The 25459-nt window shown below is 33.5% G+C and carries 28 protein-coding genes and 1 tRNA gene; 16 read left to right on the top strand and 13 right to left on the bottom strand.

The annotated features are described in order from the left end of the window. The first annotated feature begins 246 nt into the window (after positions 1-246). The 5 genes from FS935_RS08215 (at position 247) to FS935_RS08195 (ending at position 4768) form a co-directional block, all read left to right on the top strand. The gene (locus FS935_RS08215; RefSeq protein WP_146947399.1) at positions 247-1524 is read left to right on the top strand and encodes an acetylornithine deacetylase; all 1278 of its coding nucleotides are present in this window, start codon (positions 247-249) and stop codon (positions 1522-1524) included. A 65-nt stretch (positions 1525-1589) separates the two neighbouring features. After that, positions 1590-2264, top strand: a complete 675-nt coding sequence (gene tenA / locus FS935_RS08210; RefSeq protein ID WP_146947397.1) for a thiaminase II — start codon at positions 1590-1592, stop codon at positions 2262-2264. Then, a complete protein-coding gene (locus FS935_RS08205) occupies positions 2257-3021 on the top strand; it encodes an ABC transporter ATP-binding protein (protein WP_146947395.1) in 765 nt (254 codons plus the stop codon). The genes tenA and FS935_RS08205 overlap by 8 nt, the downstream gene beginning before the upstream one ends. 5 nt (positions 3022-3026) lie before the next feature. Beyond that, positions 3027-3770: an ABC transporter permease gene (locus FS935_RS08200; RefSeq protein WP_146947478.1), complete on the top strand. Its 744-nt coding sequence runs from the start codon at positions 3027-3029 to the stop codon at positions 3768-3770. Then, on the top strand, positions 3767-4768 hold the full coding sequence (locus FS935_RS08195) for an ABC transporter substrate-binding protein (RefSeq protein WP_146947393.1): 1002 nt from the start codon (positions 3767-3769) through the stop codon (positions 4766-4768). Before FS935_RS08200 ends, FS935_RS08195 begins: the two co-directional genes overlap by 4 nt. A 72-nt stretch (positions 4769-4840) precedes the next feature. Here FS935_RS08195 and FS935_RS08190 read toward each other — a convergent pair. Beyond that, a tRNA-OTHER gene (locus FS935_RS08190) sits at positions 4841-4927 on the bottom strand. A 210-nt stretch (positions 4928-5137) separates the two neighbouring features. Then, positions 5138-5893 carry a SurA N-terminal domain-containing protein gene (locus FS935_RS08185; protein ID WP_146947391.1) on the bottom strand — a complete coding sequence of 252 codons (756 nt, stop codon included), beginning with the start codon at positions 5891-5893 and terminating at the stop codon, positions 5138-5140. Positions 5894-6269: 376 nt separating this feature from the next. On the opposite strand from FS935_RS08185, the gene FS935_RS08180 reads away from it, so the two are divergent. The 6 genes from FS935_RS08180 to FS935_RS08155 all read left to right on the top strand — a co-directional run bounded on the left by FS935_RS08180 (position 6270) and on the right by FS935_RS08155 (position 12015). Continuing rightward, positions 6270-6464, top strand: a complete 195-nt coding sequence (locus FS935_RS08180) for a DUF1731 domain-containing protein (RefSeq protein ID WP_146947389.1) — start codon at positions 6270-6272, stop codon at positions 6462-6464. 336 nt (positions 6465-6800) lie between these two features. Further along, a complete protein-coding gene (gene proC, locus FS935_RS08175) occupies positions 6801-7652 on the top strand; it encodes a pyrroline-5-carboxylate reductase (protein ID WP_146947476.1) in 852 nt (283 codons plus the stop codon). Positions 7653-7713: 61 nt separating this feature from the next. Beyond that, on the top strand, positions 7714-8844 hold the full coding sequence (gene proB, locus FS935_RS08170; protein ID WP_146947387.1) for a glutamate 5-kinase: 1131 nt from the start codon (positions 7714-7716) through the stop codon (positions 8842-8844). Positions 8845-8858: 14 nt separating this feature from the next. After that, entirely contained in the window at positions 8859-10121 is a 1263-nt protein-coding gene (locus tag FS935_RS08165; protein WP_146947385.1) for a glutamate-5-semialdehyde dehydrogenase, read from the top strand. 224 nt (positions 10122-10345) lie between these two features. Beyond that, on the top strand, positions 10346-10708 hold the full coding sequence (locus FS935_RS08160) for a P-II family nitrogen regulator (protein WP_146947383.1): 363 nt from the start codon (positions 10346-10348) through the stop codon (positions 10706-10708). 2 nt (positions 10709-10710) lie between these two features. Further along, a complete protein-coding gene (locus tag FS935_RS08155) occupies positions 10711-12015 on the top strand; it encodes an ammonium transporter (RefSeq protein WP_146947381.1) in 1305 nt (434 codons plus the stop codon). 264 nt (positions 12016-12279) lie between these two features. Here the strand turns inward: FS935_RS08155 and FS935_RS08150 are convergent, their stop codons facing one another. After that, positions 12280-13362, bottom strand: coding sequence for a CopD family protein (locus FS935_RS08150; RefSeq protein WP_146947379.1), 1083 nt, complete (start codon positions 13360-13362; stop codon positions 12280-12282). A gap of 2 nt (positions 13363-13364) precedes the next feature. Beyond that, positions 13365-13970: a copper resistance CopC family protein gene (locus tag FS935_RS08145; RefSeq protein WP_146947377.1), complete on the bottom strand. Its 606-nt coding sequence runs from the start codon at positions 13968-13970 to the stop codon at positions 13365-13367. Positions 13971-14209: 239 nt separating this feature from the next. Between FS935_RS08145 and FS935_RS08140 the strand changes: the two genes are divergently transcribed. The 3 genes from FS935_RS08140 (at position 14210) to FS935_RS08130 (ending at position 14916) form a co-directional block, all read left to right on the top strand. Beyond that, complete coding sequence (locus FS935_RS08140) at positions 14210-14308, top strand: YjcZ family sporulation protein (protein WP_146947375.1); 99 nt, start codon at positions 14210-14212, stop codon at positions 14306-14308. Positions 14309-14349: 41 nt separating this feature from the next. Then, on the top strand, positions 14350-14511 hold the full coding sequence (locus FS935_RS08135) for a YjcZ family sporulation protein (RefSeq protein WP_146947373.1): 162 nt from the start codon (positions 14350-14352) through the stop codon (positions 14509-14511). Between the two features lie 198 nt (positions 14512-14709). After that, positions 14710-14916 carry a zinc ribbon domain-containing protein gene (locus tag FS935_RS08130; protein ID WP_146947371.1) on the top strand — a complete coding sequence of 69 codons (207 nt, stop codon included), beginning with the start codon at positions 14710-14712 and terminating at the stop codon, positions 14914-14916. Positions 14917-15230: 314 nt separating this feature from the next. On the opposite strand, the gene FS935_RS08125 is transcribed toward FS935_RS08130, so the two are convergent. Beyond that, positions 15231-16370 (bottom strand): acyltransferase family protein, encoded by a 1140-nt coding sequence (locus FS935_RS08125; RefSeq protein ID WP_146947369.1) that lies wholly within the window; start codon positions 16368-16370, stop codon positions 15231-15233. A 217-nt stretch (positions 16371-16587) separates the two neighbouring features. Between FS935_RS08125 and FS935_RS08120 the strand changes: the two genes are divergently transcribed. Continuing rightward, positions 16588-17625: a M42 family metallopeptidase gene (locus tag FS935_RS08120; protein ID WP_439116628.1), complete on the top strand. Its 1038-nt coding sequence runs from the start codon at positions 16588-16590 to the stop codon at positions 17623-17625. Between the two features lie 370 nt (positions 17626-17995). Here FS935_RS08120 and FS935_RS08115 read toward each other — a convergent pair whose 3' ends face one another. The 4 genes from FS935_RS08115 to FS935_RS08100 are packed head-to-tail and all read right to left on the bottom strand — an operon-like array spanning position 17996 to position 22145. Continuing rightward, positions 17996-19093, bottom strand: coding sequence for a GerAB/ArcD/ProY family transporter (locus FS935_RS08115; protein WP_158638566.1), 1098 nt, complete (start codon positions 19091-19093; stop codon positions 17996-17998). Then, the gene (locus FS935_RS08110; RefSeq protein ID WP_146947363.1) at positions 19090-19338 is read right to left on the bottom strand and encodes a hypothetical protein; all 249 of its coding nucleotides are present in this window, start codon (positions 19336-19338) and stop codon (positions 19090-19092) included. The genes FS935_RS08115 and FS935_RS08110 overlap by 4 nt, the downstream gene beginning before the upstream one ends. Further along, on the bottom strand, positions 19338-20528 hold the full coding sequence (locus FS935_RS08105) for a Ger(x)C family spore germination protein (RefSeq protein ID WP_158638565.1): 1191 nt from the start codon (positions 20526-20528) through the stop codon (positions 19338-19340). The genes FS935_RS08110 and FS935_RS08105 overlap by 1 nt, the downstream gene beginning before the upstream one ends. Positions 20529-20552: 24 nt before the next feature. Beyond that, entirely contained in the window at positions 20553-22145 is a 1593-nt protein-coding gene (locus FS935_RS08100) for a spore germination protein (RefSeq protein ID WP_146947359.1), read from the bottom strand. A gap of 368 nt (positions 22146-22513) precedes the next feature. Between FS935_RS08100 and FS935_RS08095 the strand changes: the two genes are divergently transcribed. Next, positions 22514-23374, top strand: coding sequence for a PhzF family phenazine biosynthesis protein (locus FS935_RS08095; RefSeq protein WP_146947357.1), 861 nt, complete (start codon positions 22514-22516; stop codon positions 23372-23374). A 54-nt stretch (positions 23375-23428) separates the two neighbouring features. Here FS935_RS08095 and FS935_RS23400 read toward each other — a convergent pair whose 3' ends face one another. The 4 genes from FS935_RS23400 to FS935_RS08080 form a co-directional block, all read right to left on the bottom strand. Continuing rightward, positions 23429-23596 carry a hypothetical protein gene (locus tag FS935_RS23400; RefSeq protein WP_158638564.1) on the bottom strand — a complete coding sequence of 56 codons (168 nt, stop codon included), beginning with the start codon at positions 23594-23596 and terminating at the stop codon, positions 23429-23431. A 114-nt stretch (positions 23597-23710) separates the two neighbouring features. Then, positions 23711-24001, bottom strand: coding sequence for a YxcD family protein (locus FS935_RS08090; protein WP_146947356.1), 291 nt, complete (start codon positions 23999-24001; stop codon positions 23711-23713). Then, entirely contained in the window at positions 23989-24423 is a 435-nt protein-coding gene (locus FS935_RS08085) for a hypothetical protein (protein ID WP_146947355.1), read from the bottom strand. The genes FS935_RS08090 and FS935_RS08085 overlap by 13 nt, the downstream gene beginning before the upstream one ends. 268 nt (positions 24424-24691) lie before the next feature. Continuing rightward, positions 24692-25213: a GNAT family N-acetyltransferase gene (locus FS935_RS08080; protein ID WP_146947353.1), complete on the bottom strand. Its 522-nt coding sequence runs from the start codon at positions 25211-25213 to the stop codon at positions 24692-24694. Positions 25214-25459 lie beyond the last annotated feature (246 nt).

Below are 25459 nucleotides of genomic sequence, written 5' to 3'. Positions count from 1 at the left end.
ACATGTACATTCAAACCACTTCTTTCTTAGAAGTGGTTTTTTTATGTTCTTTTTATAAGGCTGTTTTAGTAAACTTTGTTGCTTTTGAATACTCGAGAAATCACCAAGGTAGTAAGTCTAGTAGCATCTTTTATTTTTAAAATGGAAGCTTTATATGCGGAAATACACTGTTAATACTGGATATTTTGGTTACATAGCAACAATCTTTCAGAAAACAGCCTTAATAAATAAGAGGAGGTAATTTTTTTGCAACATAAAATACAACATATCCTTGATCAAATCGATGAACGAAAGAATGAATTAATTGAGTTGCTGAAAACATTAATCGAATATAAAACACCAGCACCTCCTGCTAGAAATACAGCTGATGCACAGAAATTCATAGCCGATTTTCTAGAAGAAAAAGGTTTTTCGATTGATATGTGGGATGTTTATCACAATGATCCTAATGTTGTTGGAGTATTAAAGGGAAAACAAGCAGAAACCTATAAAAGCCTGATCATTAATGGGCATATTGATGTTGCAGAAGTAGATGAGAGTGAACAGTGGGATGTAGATCCTTTTATTCCAATCGTCAAAAATGGAGTGATTATCGGGCGTGGTGCTGCAGATATGAAAGGTGGCTTGGCAGGTGCACTTTTTGCCATCCAGCTACTTCATGAAGCAGGTATTGAATTACCTGGTGATTTAATTTTACAATCTGTCATTGGAGAAGAAGTAGGAGAAGCAGGAACATTAGAATGCTGTAAGAGAGGCTATAAAGCAGATTTTGCAGTTGTGGTGGATACAAGTGATTTACATATTCAAGGGCAAGGTGGCGTTATAACGGGTTGGATTACTGTAAAGAGTAATCAGACTTATCATGATGCAACAAGAAGACAAATGATTCATGCTGGTGGAGATTTATTTGCTGCAAGTGCTATTGAAAAGATGGTGAAAATTATCCACGGTCTGCAAGAGCTTGAACGTCACTGGGCAATTACAAAGAGTTATAAAGGTTTCTTACCTGGAACAAATACAATAAATCCAGCTGTTATTGAAGGAGGAAGACATGCAGCATTTGTTGCAGACGAATGTCGTCTATGGGTAACTGTCCACTATTACCCAAATGAGTCACATGAACAAATTATAAAAGAAATTGAAGATCATATTTTATCTGTAGCTAAAGCTGATTTGTGGTTAAAAGAAAACCCTCCAACGTTTATTTGGGGTGGTAAGTCGATGATTGTAGATAGAGGTGAAATTTTCCCCTCACTTGAGGTAGACTCAGAACATTCTGCTGTTAAGAATTTAGCTAAAGCACATTATACTGTTTTGCATAAGGAAGCAATCGTGGATGTCTCACCAACTGTAACTGATGGAGGTTGGTTAGGTGAGGCTGGTATTCCGACGGCTATCTACGGTCCAGGTAGGCTAGAGCATGCTCATGCAGTAAATGAACAGCTATCAATCGATCAGCTAATAGAATATACCAAAGTTATATTAATGTTTATTTATGATTGGTGTCATACAAAAAGAGAATAGTAGAAATAGCAGCTAGCAAGCTTCCATAATGCTTTCTGCAATGATAAAGAGGAGGTAACCCCCGAATGAAATTTAGTGAACGACTTTATGAAAATGTACTACCAATTTGGCAAAAAAATCATGCGCATCCATTTGTACAAGGAATGGGTGATGGGTCATTAGATAAAAATAAATTTCGCTTTTATATGATTCAGGATTATTTGTATTTAATAGAATATGCAAAGGTTTTTGCATTAGGAGCTGTTAAGGCAACAGATCTTAAAACAATGGGGAAGTTTGCCACATTATTGGATTCGACATTAAATGAAGAGATGGAGCTTCATCGTCAATATGCGAAGAAATTTTCCGTTACGCTTGAGGAGCTTGAAGCAGCAAAACCATCACCAACAACCTTGGCTTATACTCACTACATGCTACATGTTAGTCAAAATGGGACACTTGCAGAACTTGTTGCAGCACTTTTACCTTGTATGTGGAGCTATTGGGAAATAGGTAAGGATTTAAATAGTCGTGAAGGAGCAAGTGAGCACGAATTTTATGGAGAGTGGATTAGTATGTACGCTTCAGAAGAATTTGGTCAGCTTGCAACATGGTGTATTGATTTAATGGATGAATTAACAGGAGGTAAACCAGAAGTAGAGTTAGAAAAGCTAGAGGAAATATTTTTAAATACAACTCGCTTTGAGTATATGTTTTGGGATATGGCATTTAACGAAAAGATGTGGCCTACAGATGAATGATCATGCGTTACAGTTTAAAAATGTTACTTTTCAGTATAATAATGAGCCGATTCCAATAATAAAGAACTTAGATTTACAAATTAATAAAGGTGAATTTGTTAGTGTTATCGGTCCTAGTGGCTCAGGGAAAAGTACGTTATTTAAGCTTGTAACAGGATTAGAACAACAAACTTCAGGTTCCATTTTATTACAAAATAAATCTGTTTCTAATCGACTTGGTCAAGTAGGTTATATGCCACAACAGGATTTGTTGTTACCTTGGAGAACGATTGTTGAAAATGCATTACTTCCGCTAGAAATTAAAGGAATGAAGAAAAGAGAAGCATATACTCAAGTGGTTAATTTGCTTGAAGAGTTTGGTTTAGCTGGGGTAGAAGATAAATTTCCAAGTGAATTATCAGGGGGAATGAGGCAGCGTGTATCTTTTTTAAGGTCTATTTTAAGTGGTGCACAAATCCTCCTTTTAGATGAGCCTTTTAGTGCTCTTGATGCGATTACGAGATTATCTTTACAAGAATGGCTTGTCACTCAATGGCAGAAACGTAAAAATACCATCTTATTTATTACTCATGACGTAAATGAAGCATTATTTTTATCAGATCGAATCTTTATTTTTACGGAAAAGCCTGTAACAGAGTTAAAGGAGGTTAACGTTCCACTAGGAAGACCAAGATCTTTAAAGGATTTAAATCATCCCAAAATGATTGAGTTAAAAGAAATGTTGCTAGATGAGTTACGAGCGAAGGTGAATTTATGACATATATACAAAAATACGGAGCTTCATGTTTACTCGTTGTAATTCTTCTATGTATTTGGGAAATTGGAGCTCGTATTGTTAATTTAGGTTTTATTTTACCAACACCTATTGAAATTTTATTAAAGCTTTGGGAGTTAAGAGAGCCTTTGTTTCTTAATCACTTACCAGCAACAACTTTGGTAATACTAATCGGACTTTTTATATCAATTGTTATTGGTGTTGGACTTGCAGTTTGGATGAGTGTGAATAAAACAGTAGAAAAGACATTTTATCCGCTGCTCATCTCATCTCAAACAATTCCAATAATAGCATTAGCACCAATTTTTGTGCTTTGGTTTGGATATTCAATTTGGAGCAAGGTTATCGTAACCGTTTTGATCACGTTTTTTCCAATTACCGTTAATACCTTTGATGGATTACGTGCGACGAATAAGGAATATAAAGATTTATTATTAACAATGGGTGCAAGTAAAAAAGATATTTTCTTTAAGCTACAAGTTCCAGGTAGTGCTCCAAACTTTTTTTCTGGACTGAAGGTAGCTGTCACACTCAGTGTAATTGGAGCGGCAATAGGTGAGTGGATTGGTGCACAAGCAGGATTAGGTTATTTTAGTAGACGGATGATGACTCAATTTGATGGTGCAGGCGTTTTCGCACCAATCGTTATTTTATCAGCAATTGGAATTTTACTTTTTGTAATTGTTGGTGCAGTGGAAAAAAGGATATTAAAATGGAGGAAAACAGAATGAAAAAAGTATTGATAATGATGTTATGTTTAGTAGTTGGGATGTTAACTGCATGTGCTGGAAAAAGTAGTACAGGTGGAGAAGAAAAGAAACAGTTAAAAGATGTTAGTATAATGCTGGATTGGTATCCAAATGCTGTTCATAGTTATTTATACATTGCTAAAGAAAAAGGATATTTTGAAGAAGAAGGACTGAATGTTGATATTCAATTTCCGGCAAATCCAACAGATCCAATTAATTTAGCAGCAACAGGAAAGGTAACACTTGGTATCTCTTATCAACCAGATGTTATAATAGCACGTGCAAATCAAGATGTTAAAATAAAATCAGTAGGAGCCATCGTTCGTTCTCCTTTAAATAGAGTTATATTTATGGAAGATAGTGAAATACAGTCTCCAAAAGACTTAGAAGGTAAAAAAGTTGGCTTCCCTGGTATTCCGTTAAATGAATCACTTATTCAATCAATGGTTAAAAATGATGGTGGTAATCCTGAAAATGTTGAAATGATTGATGTTGGTTTTGAACTAGGTTCCTCAATTGTGAGTAATAATGTAGATGCTGTAATTGGAGCGTATATTAATCATGAAGTACCAGTATTAAAGCACGAGGGTCATGAAACTCGAAATATTAACCCAACAGAATTTGGTATTCCAAGCTATTATGAACTAGTTGCTGTAACAAGTGATCAAACATGGGAAGAAGAGCAAGAGCACATTAAAGCATTCTGGCGAGCAGCAACTAAAGGATATGAATTTACTGCTGAAAATCCAGAGGAAGCATTAGAGATTTTATTAAGCAATCAAGATGAAGCAAATTTTCCACTAGTTGAGGAAGTTGAGGTTCAAAGCTTGGAGATTTTATTACCTTTAATGAAGTCTGAATCAGGTTTCGGTAGTCAAGATAAGAAACAATGGGAAGAAACAATAAGCTGGATGAAGGAAGCAGAATTAATTGAAAAAGAACCAGTTGTTGATGACATTTTTGTTAATATAGTTGAATAGTAATCGGTAAATAACGTGCTTCTTACATCGAAGCACGTTATTTTATTTCAAAAAACTTTTATGAGTAATGTAAGGACTTGGTGGGATTTAAACCCACAAGAAGTACAGCAATAAAGGTGCTTTTACTACTGACTGCTCTAAACGTTGAGCTACAAGTCCTTAGTGATAGTATGAACAACTACGTTACTTTTTATGTATGAGATTTTATTCTTTTTACAATCTATTGCGATAGATAGTTGTCGTTGATTAAAAGAGTGGGATAAGCACGTTATTCCTGTGTATAGAAAGTTTGATTTTAAAGTGAATCCATTTCATAAATCAACATGTAAAAGGCTGTGTGAAAAACACACAGCCTTTTACATAGTAGCATTATATTTTTAAATCTATTTCAGCGCCCTTACGTAGTTCTTCAATTTTGGCACTAATTTCTTGCTGTGATTTTTGTTGCTCAAGATTCGCTTTTAATGTTTCTTTAACGTCTTCGAATTTTGGTGTTTCTTCTGATTCGCCATTAGCTGAGACAAGGGAATCATAATACTTCTTTACTTCATCATCTGTTACTTTTTCAACTTTAACGTCTTTATCTAGGTATTGTGTGATTTTAACATTATCAGAGATTTGAGATTTAAGATCCTCTACTGTTAACTCACTTTCTTTTAAAGCTGCTTCAAATTCTTCTTCTGTTTTAAAACGTGCTTTTTCAGTTTCTAGCGCTTTATCAATTTCTTCCTCCGAAGCTGTATAACCTTTTTTATCTACTTCCTGCATGATTAAGGTTTGTCCAACAATAAAATCAAGCGAGCTATCTTTCAATTGTTTTGCTAACTCATCATTTGTTACATCTTGTCCCTGGCTCATTGCATTTGATTGAAATAGTGAAAGGGCATCATTAAATTCTGTTCCTTTGATTTCTTGTCCATTTACAATTGCGACAACACTATCAGCCTCAACCTTTTGTTTATCCAGCTTTTTTTGCATTTCTTCCTGGTCAACAGCAGCCTCTTCTGTTTTCTCTACCTTTTCCGTCGTTTTAGCATCATCTGCTTGCTTTTCTTCATCATTGTTACATGCAGCAAGAGATAGAGCTAATAGAGATATAAATAGTGTAAGTAATAATTTTTTCATTTTCTTTCCCCTTTCAAGATCTAAAAAGACTCAATATATGTAAGCGTACATAATTGGAATTGTATAACAATTGAAGCAATATTAAAAGCTAATAATACAAGAAACAACAAAATAAATCAAATTAACTAGCGATGTACCTTATACAAATTTGGAATTGACATAATAGATAGGAAGAAACATGATTCTTTATTTGATAGGTTAGAATTTAATGTTGTTTATTGAGTTTTGTATTTGTTGCCTAATTTTCAATGATCCTTTTTTAAGCTTTTTTCTATTAGTTGAGTGAGGAGAGATTAAGATGAAGAAAAAAATTATACTTGCAGGTGGTTCCGGGTTTTAGCGAGAAACTCACTGCTTGTTTAATAGGAGAAATTAAATGAAAACAGAGTCTAGCTTGGCTTTAACAGGAAGAAACTGTTCACCAGTGAAATTATTACATAAAGAGTTTAATTTTAAATATGAAAATTTAGAACTAGCGTTAAGAGAGACGGTTTATTCAAATGTGATTAATTGCTTGATCACATTTGAAGGTAGAGGATGCTTAAAAATACATTTGGGATCATTGGCTTAAGCTTGATCCTGTTTTAGATAAAGTAAAGGATAAACAAGAATAGAGCTTTGTCCGAAAAAACACTCGAATGATATCACGTTCGTTAATTTAGGTGAATATCATAAACATTTTCAATATTTGAATTAAATAATTTCCTTAAAATAAGGGTTGAGAAGCGTTTATCAGGTCTGAGACGCTTTTTGAAGTAAATATGTATGAATGGCAACGCTTACACTCACTAATTGGAAGAAATACTCACAACATAACGCTTATACCTTGATTATAAAATTGAGCGTGTTAGTATTAAATCGTGAGCAAAAATACGAACAAAAATACGAACGATATTGGAGAGATGAGATGCTACACGAAAAGACAGTTGCGTTTATAGGTGCAGGTTCGATGGCTGAAGCAATGATATCTGGTTTAGTAAATTCTAATAAGATTCCAGCACATCAAATTATAGCAACAAATCGTTCAAATGGTGAACGACTAGCTGTTTTAGAAGCTAAATATGGAATAAAAGGAATCAAACTAGATCAGTTACAGTTTGATCAAATAGATGTTTTTATCTTAGCTATGAAACCAAAAGATGTGGAAAAAGCTTTAAATAACTTGATTGGTCAAATCGAAGTAAATCAACTCGTACTATCTGTTCTAGCGGGTATCACAACAACATATCTTGAACAAAACCTTCATAATGGCCAACAGGTAGTGAGAGTCATGCCGAATACGTCAAGTACAATCGGAGAATCAGCTACAGCAATTTCCCCAGGTCATGCAACATCAAATGAGAATATTATTTTAACTCAAGAATTACTAGGCTGTATAGGTGAAGTTTATACGATTAAAGAAAAGGATATGGATATCTTCACAGGTCTTGCAGGAAGTGGTCCAGCATACTTCTACTATTTAATGGAGCATATGGAGAAGCAAGGTTCAGAAGCTGGTTTTGATGTTGAAACAACAAGACAAATCATCGCTCAAACGATAGTAGGTGCTGCTAAAATGATTCAAGAGCAAGATGTAACTCCGACTGTTCTTAGAGAGAAAGTAACGTCTCCTAATGGTACAACAGCTGCAGGATTAAAAGCACTTGATGATAATGGTGGAGGTCTAGCAATCTCTAAAGCTGTTGAACATGCAGCAATACGCTCAAAGGAAATTAGTGAGCAAATACAGGAAAGTTTATTGGTTAGTGCAAATAAATAGTTTAAAAGTTTAAACGGAATTTTTAACGATAAAGAGACAAAAACAACTCAGGAGTGATAGAATGACGGCCCTAGACAATGAGAAAAAACGGGTTGTAATAAAAGTAGGAAGCAGTTCCTTAACAAGTCGACACGGTGAAATCAGTCGACGTAAACTAGAGAAATTAGCAGATGAAATAGCATTGTTAAAAGATGAAGGTCATGAAATTGTATTCGTATCTTCAGGAGCAGTTGCTGCAGGATATCGAAAATTAGGTTGTATTGATCGACCAACGTCATTACCAGAAAAGCAAGCTGCAGCTTCGATTGGTCAAGGATTATTAATTGAAGCTTATTCAGAAATCTTTTTATCGCATGGCTATGTGGCATCACAAATCTTAATTACTCGTAGTGACTTTTCTGACGAATATCGCTATAACAATGTAAGAAACACATTAAATGTTTTATTAGAGCGTGGAATTATTCCGATTGTTAATGAAAATGACACAGTAACAGTTGATCGATTGAAGTTTGGTGATAATGATACTTTATCAGCAAAAGTTGCAGGGTTAGTAGAAGCTGATCAATTGATCATTTTATCAGATATAGATGGTTTATATGATTCAGATCCTCGTAAAAATGATGAAGCAAAGCTGCTTGAAAAGGTATATGAAATAACCCCTGAGATAGAAGAGGGAGCTGGAGAATCTGGAAGTAATGTTGGTACGGGTGGAATGAAATCGAAAATTGATGCCGTTAAGATTGCAATGGCTTCAGGTATATCGACATTCTTAGGTAAAGCTACTGTATCAAATATTTTAGGTGATGCTGTTAATGGTGAGGCTAGAGGAACTTATTTTGAAGTAACTAATGAAACAGTAAACTTAAATCAGAAGAAGCAATGGATTGCCTTCCATTCCGGTCCTGAAGGTGAACTTGTAATCAATCAACATGTGAAGATGTCGATTGCAGATCATAAGCATAGTATTTACTCTTCAGATATAGAACAAGTAAATGGACAATTCGAAAAAGGTTCAGTAATCCGTATTCTTGATCATGAAGGTGAGAGAATTGGTCTTGGAGTTGTCAATTATTCGAATGAAGAATTAGAAGAAATTAGGAATAAAACGGGTGAAGAAGCTAAGAAACAAGAAGTTGTACATTTTGATGATCTTGTTTGCGAGCTTGAATTATCATTACCTGTTGGAGTATAAAAAGGAGGAATTGCATGTCTGTAACAAAAGAACAAACAAACGTTGAAGCACAAGCAATAGCAGCAAAAAAAGCAGCAAAAAAGGTTAGTTTATTATCAACAGAAGAGAAAAATGAAGCACTACATGTTTTAGCAGATCATTTAGAGCAAAAATTCCAATATATTTTAGATGAAAATGAAAAGGATCTTCAAGTTGGTCGAGATAAGGGATATGAAGAGGCTTATATGGATCGACTTTCATTATCTAAAGAACGAATTACGGACTTTGCTGATGGTCTTCGTCAAGTTGCTACTTTAGAGGATCCTACAGGGAAAACAATCTCGAATTGGACGCTTGAAAATGGCTTGCTTGTTGAGAAGGTAACAGTACCTCTAGGTGTTATTGGTATGATTTATGAAGCACGTCCAAATGTTACTGTAGACGCTACAGGACTTGCGCTTAAATCAGGAAATGCCATCGTATTAAAAGGCGGATCATCTGCTTTATCATCAAACAAAGCGATCGTGCAAGTTATGCATGAAGCACTAGGTAATACTAAAATCCCGAAAGATGCGGTGCAATTTATTGCAAGCACTGACCGTGAAGCTACACAACAGCTTTTTACTATGAAAGAGCATATTGATGTGTTAATTCCAAGGGGTGGAGGATCACTTATTAGTGCAGTTGTAAATAATGCAACAGTACCTGTTCTTGAAACAGGTGTTGGGAATTGTCATTTATATATTGATGTTGAAGCAGATGTTGAAAAAGCATTAAACATTCTTGTCAATGCAAAAACGGACCGTCCAGCAGTGTGTAATGCACTTGAAACAGCGATCATTCACAAAGAATGGCTGGAGAAAAACAGTGAAAAATTAATTCAAACACTTAAAGAGCATGGAATTACTGTTCATGGTGACGAAACTGCTTTGAAGTATATCCCGAACTCGGTTTTAGCTAATGAAGAAGACTGGGCAAATGAATATCTAAGCTTAGATCTTGCCGTTAAAACAGTAAATAATGTTGAAGAAGCTATTGATCATATTGAAGCATATGGTACGAAGCATTCTGAAGCTATTGTAACGGAGAATAAAGATACTGCAAAATTATTTATGAGCTTAGTTGATGCTTCAGCTTTATATCATAATGCTTCTACGCGCTTTACTGATGGCGGTGCATTAGGATTTGGTGCAGAAATTGGTATATCTACTCAAAAATTACATGCTCGTGGTCCAATGGGTTTACCTGCATTAACAACTGTTAAGTTTTTGATGAGTGGTAATGGTCAAATAAGATAATTATATTTTAGAAGAAGGTGTTCACAAGGAATCGATATTCCTGTGAACACTTTTTTAGTTTTATTGAACTTTTCTTATAAAAATATTGTATTGATGAGTCTCCTGATTATTTATTCTATTTTTCTGAAAACTTTTATCTGTTAAAGTATTGACTCTTTCTTCAATGATGTTATAATACTTAACATAATAATGTTAGAAAACCTAACAAGTAAAAGGTGATTAAAGTGAAGAAAATAGAAGCGATTATAAGACCTCAAAAAATTACTGAAACGATAAAGGGGTTAAAGAGTATAGGGATTACAGGCTTTACTGTTTCACAAGTAGTAGGAAGAGGTAAGCAAAAGGATACAAAAGGTGTATATAGAGGGAAAAACTACAATGTAACGCTACATCCAAAAATAAAATTAGAAATTGTTTTATCAGATCACATGATTGAGTTAACAATTAAGACAATTATTGATTCAGCACAAACAGGCGAAGATGGAGACGGGAAAATCTATGTTTACCCTATTCTTGAAGCATATAATATTCGAACAGGTGAGCCGGATATAACGATTGACGATCTAACAACGAAGGGAGGCTTCTAAAGATGGAACTTATTCATTTAAATACCGTTTGGATTGTTATAGCAGCTGCGATGGTATTATTCATGGAGGGAGGCTTCAGTTTGTTAGAGGCTGGTCTCGTTCGAACGAAAAATGCTGTAAATGTTACGATGAAGATTTTTGTGGATTTAACAATCGGAGCGTTAGCATTTTGGTTAATAGGCTTTGGGATTATGTTTGGAGAAGATGCATTCGGCTTAATCGGTACAAGCCTCTTTGGAAGTCCTGAAAAAATTAATCTTGGACTTGAATTGCCAAGTGAAGCATTTGTGTTATTTCAAATGGGTTTTGCTATTGCCTGTGTATCAATTGTTTCTGGAGCAGTTGCAGAACGAATGAATTTTAAAGCTTATATTATTGCGGCAGCACTTATCACATTACTTATTTATCCAATATCAGGTCATTGGATTTGGAATAGTGACGGATGGTTGGCGCAATTAGGAATGAAGGATTTTGCAGGATCAGCAGCTATTCATGCTGTTGGAGGATTTGCCGCATTAGCTATAGCAAAATTACTAGGTGCTAGAAAAGGTAGATTTAACAATGATGGCAGTGTGAATGTGTTTGCACCTAGTAATATACCATTAGCATCGAGTGGAGCTTTTATTTTGTGGTTTGGTTGGTTCGCTTTTAATAGTGGTAGTACATTAGATGCTTCTGACGCATCTTTAGCTTCAATCGCAATCAATACGATGCTTGCTGGTGCTAGTGGAGGAACTGTGACACTACTTTTAACAATGAATAAGTTTGGAAAAGCAGATCCAAGTATGACGATTAATGGAGTACTTTCAGGTTTAGTAGCTATTACAGCTGGCTGTGCATTTGTTGATCAATGGAGTGCCATCATAATTGGCGCTATAAGTGGAATTATTGTTATCTATGCAACTTTGTTAATAGATAATATGAAAATTGATGATCCTGTAGGAGCAGTTGCTGTTCATGGATTTAATGGGATTTTTGGAACGGTTGCAGTAGGATTATTTGATTCAACAGAGGGTTTATTTACAACTGGATCTTTTTCTCTTCTTGGAATACAGGTGCTTGGAGCATTAGTAGTTGCAGTTTGGGGGTTAGTCGGAGGCGTAGCTATTGCAAAAATAGCTGATATCACTGTTGGTTTAAGAGCAACAGAAGAAGAGGAAGAAGAAGGTCTTGATATGTCATATCATGGAATACCTGCTTATAATGAACTAGAACGATTTACAGATTTACCAACTAGCCTTTATAATTTTGAAGAATCAACTGGAATAACTGTTGCCAGGTCAGAGCAAAAGAAAATAGTAGGTTAATACCTGTTTTTTTGAAAGGTTTTTGTATTATACCAGACTAAGTGGTGTAAACATTGATTTATAGCATAAAGTGACATGATTTTAGAAGAAAAGATATCACGAGGCTATAACTGTGCTGTACTCTTAGAGTTGTTATAAGCAACACACTGCCTATAATAAAAAGGATGAATCAATTTTTAGGGGAAGTATCCCTGATAAATTGATTCATCCTTTTTTCTCGGAAAAAACCTAGAAAGGAAATCTACAACAAAATTCCCTTGTGTCTTACTTAATTAAAATCGAAAACATAAGACCTAAATATGTTGCCACAATAAATGTTAAAGCAAAACCTAATGCTATGAATGGTGAAAGTCTTTTATAAAAGCTTAGAATAATCATACCTAAAAAAATAAAGGCGATGAAAAGTAATGAAATTCCTTCAAAGGCTGGTGAAAACTGAACAGTTAGTGGAGCAACGATTTCGTAATTGAGAATACTTTCCAACCAAAAAGCTGGTCCTTCCTGAATGACAGTCGCATTCACTTGATGAGGAGGTGGTAAAGTTCCTAGAACACCAGTAATAAAAAAGACGAGCATTAGTATTAGAGTTTCTGCTTGTACCCATTTAATAGGGTTGAAATGGGGATCCTGTCCTGCTTTTTTAGCAAGAAAACCATTGATTAACGCAAAAGCTAAGATTGGAATAATACTTATATGTTTTAATAAAATCATTTGTCCATAAGGCAGAACCCAGGAATTAAAATAATCTCCTGGCTGAACAACAAAAAGCATTAAAAATATTCCGGAGATTGTTGTAATTAAAAATAATCCAATTGTAAAGGGAGTAAACCATTTTAAGAAATTAGACCAATTTTCATTGCCCTTTGCGATCCAACTAACATGTATTAGAACGCCAACCCACATCGTAACAACAAGAAAATGAAGGGAGTGTGAAAATAGACCAGACCATAAGTTTAGTGTTGAAGCGTGACTTGAATAACCAACAGATAAAATCATCAAGAGCAAAAATATAGATTGTAAATATTTCGAGCCTGAAACATATATGGTCATCCATAATAATACAGCAAAAAAGCTTCCGTATAACCAAGCGATGCCTACCTGAAACTCAGTTAAGATTGAATACGCTGTTAAGCTAAAAAGTCCTTCAGTTGAAAAAAATAAAATAACTTCAACGACTGGTAAAAATGTTAATATGATAATTCCTAAAACTGCTAGTAAAAGACTGGCTTTTGAGATTTTAATGCTTGGTTTCATTGATTCAGGAACATATTGTAAAACAATATATCCAACTAAATAAGAAAAAAGCATATATGATACATATTGTGTTATTGGAATGATTTGCTGCATAATTACCTCTTTTTACGCATTAAAATTAAAATTCCAGCACCTAATAATACAACTAAAACAATAACTGAAATTGTTGGTAGTAATGAAGCCTTATTTTCTTGAACATTTTCAGTTTCATTTGCTTCAGTTAACTCTGAGTCTTCACTTAATTCTTCAGTGATAGAGCTTGCCGAATTAGAGCTGTCATCTTTATTTTCTTGCTCAGTTTGTACATTTTCAGTTTCTTTTGGATTTTCTTCATCTAAGTCTTCTTTTGTAATAGCTTCAACAGTAAATGGTATTTCCCCGCTAATCGCATGACCATCCTTTGCAGCTATTTTCCATGTTATTGTGTAATTTCCATTCTCTAAAGGTGTGCTCAAATTTCCAGTCACGATATTATCATTTACGGTAATGGAATCAAGAGGTATTTCTTCTCCATTTTCATTAGTTAATAACAATGTACTTTGGTTTTCGATTTCTTCAGCAAATTCAACTGATAACTCAGATAAATCACTTGTAACCACTGCACCGTCGCTAGGTGTAGAATTCGTAATCTTTGTATGGGCAATAGATATTGTTGGTATCATGCATAAAAGACAAATTAAAAAAAATACAAACTTCTTCATTATATCACCTGATCCTTTGTAGTCTTACCTTTCTTTATTGTCATTGTAACATTTTATTCTCCCATTATAACAAAACCAAATCTTACAATTTTGCAAACAGGTTATGCGAGTATCGACAAAACTCGGGGGGTGCCTGTCACGACGAATTTTAAAGTTTTTTTTGATAACTGTGCGAATGCCCTTACAGACAAGTCCCCAGTTTCATATTGTAGTATTACAACGAAAGGGAGGTGTTGTTGATGAGCGGTGCAACTCCGGGATATGGCGGTGGATTTGCGTTAATCGTTGTTTTATTCATCCTACTAATTATTGTAGGTTCGGCTTTCGTTGGTTACTAAAAAAAGTAAAGGTTTTTATTAAAAATAAAGGAGGAGTTATAATGGGTTACGGATTTGGTGGATACGGTTATGGTGGTTACGGCTGTGGCACAGGTTACGGTGCTGGATATGCTGCACCAGTAGCAGGTGGAGGTAGAGGCTTCGCGTTAATCGTTGTATTGTTCATTCTTTTAATTATCGTTGGAGCTGCTTATTTAGGATAAAGACTCAAAGTAAACAAAAGGTCGCTTGCGGCCTTTTGTTTTTTTACTATTTTTACTATTAAACAATGTATGTAGTGGTAATTTTCTTCTTGATACCTTTTAGAAGTAATGTAAATACATACACTGATGGAGAATAATGAAACGTTTAGATGTAGTCATCCGTAATATAGATAAGTAAAGTTTGAGGGAGTGAAGGTAATGAAAGTTAACGGATGTATAAAATGTGGTAGTCATGATGCTGGAAAAAAGGAAGTGGCAATGACAGGTACAGGGTTATCAAAGATGTTTGATGTTCAAAACAACCAATTTATCGTTGTCTATTGTAATTCTTGTGGTTATTCTGAATTTTATAATAAAAAAGCTTCAACTACTTCGAATATTTTAGATCTTTTCTTTGGGGGATAATAAGTTTTTAAGAGAGGTGATTGTATCACATAAAAGGAAGAAACAGAATTTCTGCTATAAAGTAAGGCTCTTTTCTGAAAGATTGTTCCTAATAGATTGCATTAACTGTTATAGGAGTATTTAAGTGACTGGTTTAGTTTAATTCTGTTGAAAGCAATTTTTATAGAACAAGGAAGCCTCCTCGTGAAAAAAGCGTAAGTAGTGCTTTTAAACGCTTTTTTTAGGAGGCTATTTAACTCACTTCAATTAACAAGTGTAAGAGAAGCTATTATGTATAGCAGTATATTAAATCTGCAAACCTAACCTTAACCTATTTATGCTAAAATACTGTTTCTTTTTACAGTTTTATTCGGATTTCCTTTCCCTTTCATTCCAAATAGTATTCTTAACACGTTAAAATGACGTATAACAAAATGATAAATAGTTCCTATTAAAATAAATGAAACAAATATAAGAACAGGAAACTTTATTAAAATTGGCCATTGAAAATCTTTAATCACAAACCCAATCAACACAATGATAGGTTGATGGAGAACATAAAACGGCATAGCTGCTTCACTACAATATTTAAGGGTAGTATTGGTGAAAGATAAATACTTAAAAGTCAGATAATAAAAAATAAGAATAAGGTTCCAACTGCTAATCACGGATAAAAACACAAAAATAAAATAACTATTATTCGATTTCTCTGGAACGCCTAAATGAAACCAAAAGATATAAGTTGATAATGAAATGATCTTTATAATTAACAGATAGCTAAATTTTTGCTGAATCAAGCGTAAAATAGAATTGCTAGAAAAAAAGAAGTACCCTACTAAAAATAAAATCAGGTAAACTAATAAATCCCAGCCCCCAAGATTTACAGTCATACTAAATATAGAAACAAGGGTAAAGGCTATAGGAATAAATATAAACTGGTAAAATGATACTTGCTTTATAGGTTGAAATTTAAGTAATAAAGGCATTGTTATAATAGAGAAGATTAATAGGGCCAAAAGATACCATAGATGTAATCCAACGAAAGCGAAATTCCCACTACCTCCAATTTCTAAATAAAATCCGTTAAAATAATGTGGAATAAATGCTAAAAATGAGCCTGAAAATTGACTGTGATCTAGCCGCTCAATATATACTTGTGGTGGTGAAAGAATAAATATCCCAAAAAGTAAGGGTATACCTAATCGAATAAATCGTTCAAGTAAATATGATTTAGCATTTCTTTTACTCAAGGAATACGATGTACTAATTCCTGACAATACAAAGAAAAGCGGCATAATCCAAATTCCAATTAATAAAGAAATAGTTAAAATAATGCCGTTATCAAGTTGATTATTTTTGACATGCCAAGTAAAGGGATTGAAATACATTGAGCAATGGTACAAAAAAACAAACAGAGTAGCTATGACTTTTAACCAGTCTAAATCATATCTTCTCGAAACACCCTTTTTATTCATCTTACTATCTCCTTAAGAATTATTTTAGAATTTAAAGAACCTTAATTAAGAACATACTACATAAGAGGAAAACATGTAACTATTAATTTGGGTTTATCCTATTCATTTATAGTAGTCACTCTATAGATTTGATTATTGTTTTTAAATCTCCTTTATGTAAGCTACAATATGAGAGAACTACAAATCAAAAATTTGTTAAGGAGATCTTATGAAATCAATAACGTCAGAAACAATGCAGCTTATAAAAGAATTAGTGGAAATCCCTAGTCCTTCAGGTCATACGACTGAAGTTATCTCATTTGTAGAGAACTATTTAAAAGATTTTCATGTTGAAATGAAGAGAAACCATAAAGGTGGCTTACTTGTAACAATTCCTGGAGAAAACAAAAATCAACATAGAATGTTAACTGCACATGTTGATACCTTAGGGGCAATTGTGAAGGAAATCAAATCAACAGGAAGACTAATGATTGATTTAATAGGTGGATTTACTTATAACTCGATTGAGGGAGAGTATTGCCAAATCGAGACCATTAATGGTGAAGTTTATTCAGGAACAATTCTCATGCATCAAACATCTGTCCATGTTTATAAGGATGCAGGAAAATTAGAAAGAAATCAAAAGAATATTGAAGTAAGAATTGATGAAAAGGTACATAATGCAGATGATGTAAGAAAGCTTGGAATTGAGGTTGGTGATTTTATCTCCTTTAACCCTAGAGCTGAAATAACAAAAAGTGGTTTTATCAAATCACGCCATTTAGATGATAAAGCTAGTGTTGCATTATTATTAAATTTAATAAAAAAAATAACAATAGAAGAGATGAACCTCCCATACACAACTCATTTTCTAATCTCAAATAACGAGGAAATTGGATATGGAGGCAACTCAAATATCCCTTCTGAAACAGTTGAATATTTAGCTGTTGATATGGGTGCTATCGGTGATGGGCAAAGAACAGATGAATTTACGGTGTCAATTTGTGCTAAGGATTCAAGTGGTCCTTATCATTATGGTTTGCGAAAAAAACTAATTGAACTTGCTAAGCAAAATAATATCGCGTACAAAGTAGACATATATCCATACTATGGCTCAGATGCCTCTGCTGCTATTCGCTCTGGACACGATCTAGTTCACGGCTTAATAGGACCAGGTATTGATGCTTCACATGCTTTTGAACGGACCCACTATACTTCACTTGAACATACAGCTAACTTGCTTTACTATTATGTTCAATCTGAGATGACAACATAAAAGTACGAATAGAAGAGGCTGGGACATAAATATTTAAGCTAATGAAAAACCCGTTCTATTAGGTGATATTTCAATCAATCTTTCGCCTAGGAGTTCGGGTCTTTTTCTGTCTGCAATAGATATTAGATATTGTTACAATTTTTTAAGGACTAGTGGAATGGTGCGGAAGATACTAGGTCACCTACGGAAATAGAGGAAAGGCTGAGAACTTTGCAGGCGAAGCTGAGAGAGGCTCAATGTCTGCAGCGCAATGGAACGAACTTGTTTTTTCAGCTTAACTGCATTTAGGTCTATTATCTTTGTGTATAATTATATCCTAGCCTCTTTTAATTTTTTCATAATGTCAATAGAAAAGCATCGTTATTATATATTATGGACTCTTGAACTTCTGCTTAAGAAGAGCAGTTATGTAAACCAAGGCTGGTATTATTAATCCGACTGTTATGATATATGGTGTGTTCGTATATTTGGAATACTCTTTAATATAAACGGAATTTGGTATCAAAATAAGGGTTATTACAAAGAAGAAAATGGCAGATGGAATTGTCACTACCTTATAACTTTTCAAGTTTAAAAATTGAGATATGCCAAGACATAGCGCATAAAAAGTAAGAGTAAGTTTAAAGAAAATACTAATAAACCACATAATCGCTACAATTATTTCTAATCGCTCAAGAAAATTACCCAAACTAATTTTTTTCCCAAGAACATAAATAGGGTATTCTTGTCTAGTTGTAATGCCAGGACCTAAAATAAGCACACAATAAGCTGTTAAAATGATTAAAGCAACTGACCCAACAGTTACGCCTATTAAGAAAGTGTTAGATAATTTATCTTTACTTTTTATATAAGGAGTGAACATTAATAAAGTAAATAATTCGAGAAACGGAAAACCAATCATGTAATAAGCACCATATAAAGATGGTTTTATTCCATTCTCAAAAATCGGCAGCGCATTTGACCATTCGAGCTCAGGGAAAAGAAGGATAATTAAGATTAAGAATAATAAAAAAACCCATGGCAGAAAGATTTCAGCTGTTCTTGCGAGAGTTTCAATTCCTAATCTAGTTACATAGACCACAACAATTAAAAATAATATATAAATTGATTGAATGGGTGTTCCAGGTAGAATCTGAGTAATGATAAAATCACCAATATCCCATATAAGAATGGAACAAAGAAATATTAGGTAGGAAAAGGTAAAGAGAACAAAAAATACTCCGATTTTAGAACCGAAAGTGTCTTTTATCGCTTCAATATAACTTTTATTGTGAAAGTATCTACCAAAATGAGCATAGAAGTATGCTATTAATACACCAGAAATAGATCCGATTATCACAGAAAAACTAGCATCTTGTTTAGCGATACCTGTAAGCATAGCCGGCAAAAATAAAACAGAGCTACCCAATACGAATAAAATAATTAAGATACTGAATTGGAAGGAAGAAAGAACAACTTCTTTTTTCAAGTTGCACCACCTCCAAGAATTTGATCGACAAATTTTCCAACCGGTTCAAATATAAACCTAATTCCTTCTAATGGGTTAGGGATAGGGAATTTTAATGTGTGAGCGATATAGATGATACTAGTTATTCCGATGATGACCAAATAGGTATACATTTCTTTCATTTGTTTATTTTTCCTCATTTTTCCGGCTTCCCAATAGCTTAATCCTGAAACAATAAGTAGATAAAAAATTATTTTTATTGTCACTACTTACCCTCCATCTCGTTAAGAAAGGACTCGTTTGTTGTTCCTAATCTACGTATTGTGGTTTGGAAATTTATTTCTACTTCTAATTCTGGAAAACCCTCTTCATTCCATTTTTCCTCTAATTTATTCCATGTTTTGGGATCTGCTCGGTGGATAGCTTCACCAAAGCCGAATATATCAGTTTGTAAGTTCTGTGCTTTTTTAATAACATCCGTTAAAACTTTATGTCCTCTTTCGTTCGTTACTTGTTCTACTTCTTTAATAATTTCTTCTTTAGTTAAATCGATATCTGCCTGAACCTCTCCAATTTGAGCTTCAGGAAATACATCTACCATTATTTTTGGTCTATTGTTTCCACTGTTGACCACTGTTACTTTTGTGGAGGAATTTGTAAATTCAAGAGTGATATTTCCATCTTGCCAATCAAGAACTGCTACTGTATTGATGACATTATCTGTAATGTAGTTATAGCCTTTGCTTTCTTCTTGATCAAGCCAGCCAACTAATTTTTCATCTTGAAAGATTGCAAGATTATCAAGCATTAGATTAGCGGAGGAAGGAATACTTTCAACATTTTCAAGTGACCCAGAAATGTTTTTGTTACCTTCAATAATGATTCCTGTTAATACTGGATTATTTCCGGTAGCTGTTAGTTTATTAATGAGTTCATCTAAATTTACTCTTGCTGTAGGAGCCCAGTTTTTATAAGAAACTTCTATCGTATTAAAAACTTTATTGGATGGATTTTTTTCAATCGGTGTTAAAACATTCAGTATTTCTGAAGGTGTGTTTTTCTTAGAAACTAAAAGGTAAAAGTCTGTACGAAATTCATGATCTCTAGACATTAATTCTAATGCTTTACTTATCCCTTCTTTGGCTAATTCCTTGCCAATTACCACAAGTCGTAGGTGAGCAAAATATAATTTTCTTGGAGCATGTTTAGAAAGTTTTCTAATTGCTTCAAAAATAGATCTGCCTTTAATAGAATATGTAGAAACAGCGACCCTGGTTGTTTGGGTTTTTCCAGCAATATCTCCCGGGTTAATAATTTGAACCGTCAATATATAATCATCACCAGATTTCTCAATTCCCATTGCAGAAACAATAGCTAAATCAGTTAATTCTTTAGCACTCCAGCAACCAGATAATAGAGAGAAAATTAGTGAGATAAATATTAATTTTTTGAACAAGTGTTTTCCCTCCATTTTGTTGGTTTAAGGTGATGGTTTAGGAGTGTTTTCTCTTACATTATCTTTTCCACTAACTAATTTAGGTCTAGTTTTCAAACTCCACAGTGAGAGACGAATAATCCCATCTTTTTGATCTTTAAGAACAAAGGGTGCAAATGGCAGGAGATAGGGTACTCCGAACGATCTTAAGCTGCATAAATGAGCAATTAAGATGATTAAACCGAGAATAATTCCGAATAAACCAAAGGTTGCTGCCAAAATCATAAACCCAAAACGAAGCATTCTAACGGATATGGCCATATTGAATTTAGGGGTTACAAAGCTTGCTATGGCTGTTAAAGAAACAACAATGACCATTGTAGCAGACACTAATCCAGCTTCAACAGCTGCTTGTCCTAAAACTAGTGCTCCAACAATTGAAATAGCTGCTCCAACAGCTCTAGGCATTCGAATTCCTGCTTCACGTAAGATTTCGAATGTTAATTCCATAAAAACAGCTTCTATAAATGCAGGGAAGGGTACTCCTTCTCTTTGTGCAGTAAGACTTACTAATAATGTTGTTGGTAGCATTTCCTGATGATACGTTGTCACTGCAATATAAGCAGCTGGTGTTAATAGAGAAAGTAAGAATGCCCCAACTCTTAGGAGCCTAATCAATGTAGAAATATCGGCTCGTTGGTAGTAGTCTTCACTAGATTGCATAAAATGGATAAATAAAGCTGGTACAACTAAAACAAAAGGCGTACCATCAACTAATATTGCGACTCTTCCTTCTAAAAGTCCCCCAACAACAGCATCAGGTCTTTCGGTATTGTATACAGTTGGGAAAGGAGTATAAGTTTCATCCTGGATTAAACTTTCCACATAGCCACTTTCCAAAATGGCATCAATATCAATTCTTTCTAATCTCTCACGAACTTCATCTACGATCTTGTCATTGGCTATCTCTTTTATATATGTAATCGCAATTTCTGTTTTAGATCTTTTTCCTACTTTAATAGGTTCAAATACAAGGTTAATATCATTAATTCGTCGCCTAATTAATGATGTATTTGTTCGAATATTCTCTGTGAATCCATCTTTAGGTCCTCGAACAAGCTGTTCTGAGGTAGGCTCTTCAACACCTCTTCCTTCCCAGCCTTTCGTTCCGATTTTATATGCTTCTGATGAGCCATCAATTAAGATAACCGAATCACCAGATAAAATCGTTTCATACACTTTTTCGTAATCTGTTTGATAATTCTTAATAATTTCTAATTCTCCAGCAGATAATGAAAACTCTTTAATCTGTTGAATAATTTTCTGAGACGTTATTTCTTCCTGTAATCTTGTTTCACGAAGATCGATCATGAGATTTTGTAATATTGTGTGATGAATAAGGTCTTTGTCCGCTAAGCCATCAACATATATTACAGCCGCAAGAACGATTTCAACTGTACCAATTTTCACTTCTCTTATAATAATATCTGGACTATGTCCAATATCTTTTTTAATTTTTGCTAACGATTCTGAAAGGAGATGAGATTTTTCGCTTTTTTGCTTTGCATGATTTTTATTATCTTTTTCATTTGACTTCCATTTGCTTAGCGGAATAAGTGGCCTTGGTGTTTTTTTCATTTGTAATCAAATCCATTTTTAAAGTTTAGTATGGTTATTTTGTACATTTTGGAAAGAATTACTCATCTTTTTATACTATTTTGTTTTATGATAGGTTAAAACAACTCGTTGATGAGGTAACAGTGGTTTTAAGTGAAGTTCATTTTTAGTAAAGATAGTATAAATTCTGATTTGAACAATTTAATTCTTGGAAATGAATTAAAGAGGAAAAAGAAATGGAGATATAGAATATGATTTAACACAGACACCTTTAATTCTGTAGGCATGATTAAATTAAAATAGATACAAAAATATAATTGGTTTATTTTGTGTTTTTGATTATGGTAATAGATTATTTTTCTAGTAGGAATATTTAAGGAGGATTACTTATGATTTACTATATCGTAGATGTGTTTGCTGAAGAAAAATATAAAGGAAATCAATTGGCTGTCTTCAATGAAATTGGTGATTTGACAAGTGAAGAAATGCAGCAAATTGCAAAGGAAACAAATTTTTCTGAAACAACGTTTATTAGTGGGGTAGATAAAGATGGAGGTTATCATGTAAGAATCTTTACTCCTAATGAAGAGGTGCCATTTGCTGGTCATCCAACTCTTGGTACTTCTTACATTATAAGAAAAGAATTAATGAAGAAATCGCAGAATCGAGTAACATTAAAGTTAAAGGTAGGAGATATTCCAGTTACATTTGATGATTCTATTATTTGGATGAAGCAAAATCAACCAGATTTTGCAAAAGAGTTTTCATGGGTTGAAGTTAGTCAAGTCCTACAACTAGAGGAAGGAGACTTTGATTTCAACTATCCGATTCAAGATGTATCAACAGGTTTTCCATTTATTATCGTTCCATTAAAAAACCTAGAAGCTGTAAAAAAAGCAAAAGTTAATCAAGAGAAATTAGTTTTACTAACTCAACATACAAGAGCTAAAGCAATTCTTGTATTTAGTCGTGATACATATAATGAAGAACATCATTTAAATGCTCGTGTTTTTGTTGATATATTCGGGATACCAGAAGATCCTGCAACAGGGAGTGCAAATGGATGTTTAGCGGCTTATCTATTAAAACACGACTTTTTAAAGAATAAGATGATAGATATAAAGGTAGAGCAAGGTTATGAAATTCAAAGGGAATCTCTTATTCATATAAAAGCTGAGATGGTTGATGAAGAATATTCCATTCATGTTGGTGGAAAGGTAGTGAATATAGCTAAAGGAGAATGGTACTGAACACAATGAACACCATAATTAAATTAGGTGTTCATTGTGGGTAACTTTGTTACATTATATTTTGGACATGATTCTATACGTGAAAAAAGTTGCCCCCAGTAATAAAGCAGACAATAAGATAACAAATCCAATACCCATCTCATCTATTAATGTTACTAAATATATAATGATAGCTATGTCAGTAATGACTGATCCAATAAGTAATACTTTTGGTGATCTCATCCGTAACACTCCTTTTGTGATTTCTTACAACTATAATTAACATAAGTATATCCTTAACCTAGGAAATAATAAAACCGAGTGGGGTTATATATCCACTCGGTCTTTTAGTAATTTTTATTCAGCAAAAGCGATAATTCCTTCATTTTCATCAAGAACCAGCTCTAAAGCTGCTGAATAAGGATCAATATTTAATTGTGTTTCAAGATAGAAACGAAGTGCTTCGATCATATTAGCTGTTATTAATACTTGCTTACGGTCATTCACATATGCCTCAGCAGAAAAGCCGTAATCATCGTCATACATAAGCTCAACTTCTACTTCTTGAGGTTTAATCTCTCGTTTGTGTGCGATGTGTAAGCATAAAGCATTTATAATTTCCTGCTCAGTTATCTTTATTTTCCCCATGCTGTATTTTCCTCAGATTTACGTTTGTTTTTATAATAAGTAAAGATTTTACGAATGATAAAAATAACAGCAAAAATAGCTAAAACATTAACAAAAAGACCGATAATAGAACCTAGAATTCCTAAGTTACTAAGAAGTCCACCAAGTAATAAACCAGCTAGTCCTCCTAAAAATAAACCCTTCATAAGACTACCAGTTTTTGGTTTTGTTGTTGCACTGTTTTGATTAGTTTTAGATGAATCTTGTTTCTTAAATAATGACGGACTGTTTGTATTATTATTTGTATTAGAGTTAAATGATTTTTTACCAGATTTATAGCCTTTCGCACTAACAGTAGTTATTTGATCTCCAAGTAAAAATCCTCCAACTGGTGTGAATAGTAATGTTGTTACGAGCATTGCTGAAAATAATTTCTTTAACATGATGTGAGTTCCTCCTAAATAAATGCGATAATGTTTGCTCAACATTAATAATACGATAATGCTATGAAAAAGTTTCATTATCTTGCTTAATAGTAAGGTATTTATTTTATTTAGACAAGAACATAATTAATAATTCATTAAAGATTTGTTTTTCCAACAAGAAGGAGATCTGATGATGGTAACAAACAATCAGAAATAAGCCATAAAAATAGATCATTTTGATTCAGTTGAAGACGGTAACTGATTCAAAATGATCCATTATCTATTTTTATTCGTTACTAACCCATTTGATTTCACCTGATTGATCTTCATAATCCACATCAACATTGAAATCGTGTTTTTCATAGAAATGGACAAGTCTTTCTACATGGTCCCAATCTCTTTTAGCAATATCTCCTGTAATTTTTGGTATGTTTTGCTGTGTAGCTAATTCCTTTAGATAATCCATACAAATCGATCCATAGCCCTTGTTAGCAGGACCTTTTATATCTCCAATATGAATTGTTTTTTCATCAGTAAATGAGGCGTGAATGGAAAAATCCCAATTTCCTCTATATGAACTTTCACAATCACATAACATGATTTTACATGATTGGTCGTCTTCAGGTGTGTAGACAATGACTAATTTATCATCTTTTGTTTGGTCAACACCTAGAATCTTACTTTTTTTTGCGATTTCTTTCAAGTTATCCTGCAATCGAAATACCTGAAATTCCAAATCCTCTAATTCTTCCTTTAGTTCTTCAGGGTCGTTTGTGCGTGTATCTTCTTCAAGCAATTTACTAAACATCGATTTCTACTCCTTCCCTAATTGTTGAATTTAAAGTTAGTTAAAATTATCCTATTCATTTTCTTTTAAGTTTGTTAAAGCATAGATTTTTTTAAAAATATGATTTCACAAACAGTTTAAAATTATATAGAATTCAACTGGAAAAATCAATATGAGAATTTAGGAAATGAAAATTTATTAAAACTAGTAATGATTCTTGATACTTAAATAATAAGTTTATCATCTAATTACAATGGGAATAAGTCT

It is taken from the genome of Metabacillus litoralis (assembly GCF_007994985.1).
Taxonomy (GTDB): domain Bacteria; phylum Bacillota; class Bacilli; order Bacillales; family Bacillaceae; genus Metabacillus; species Metabacillus litoralis.
The sequence above is the reverse complement of the archived record's forward strand: the minus strand, read 5'-3'. Positions and strand labels throughout refer to the sequence as shown.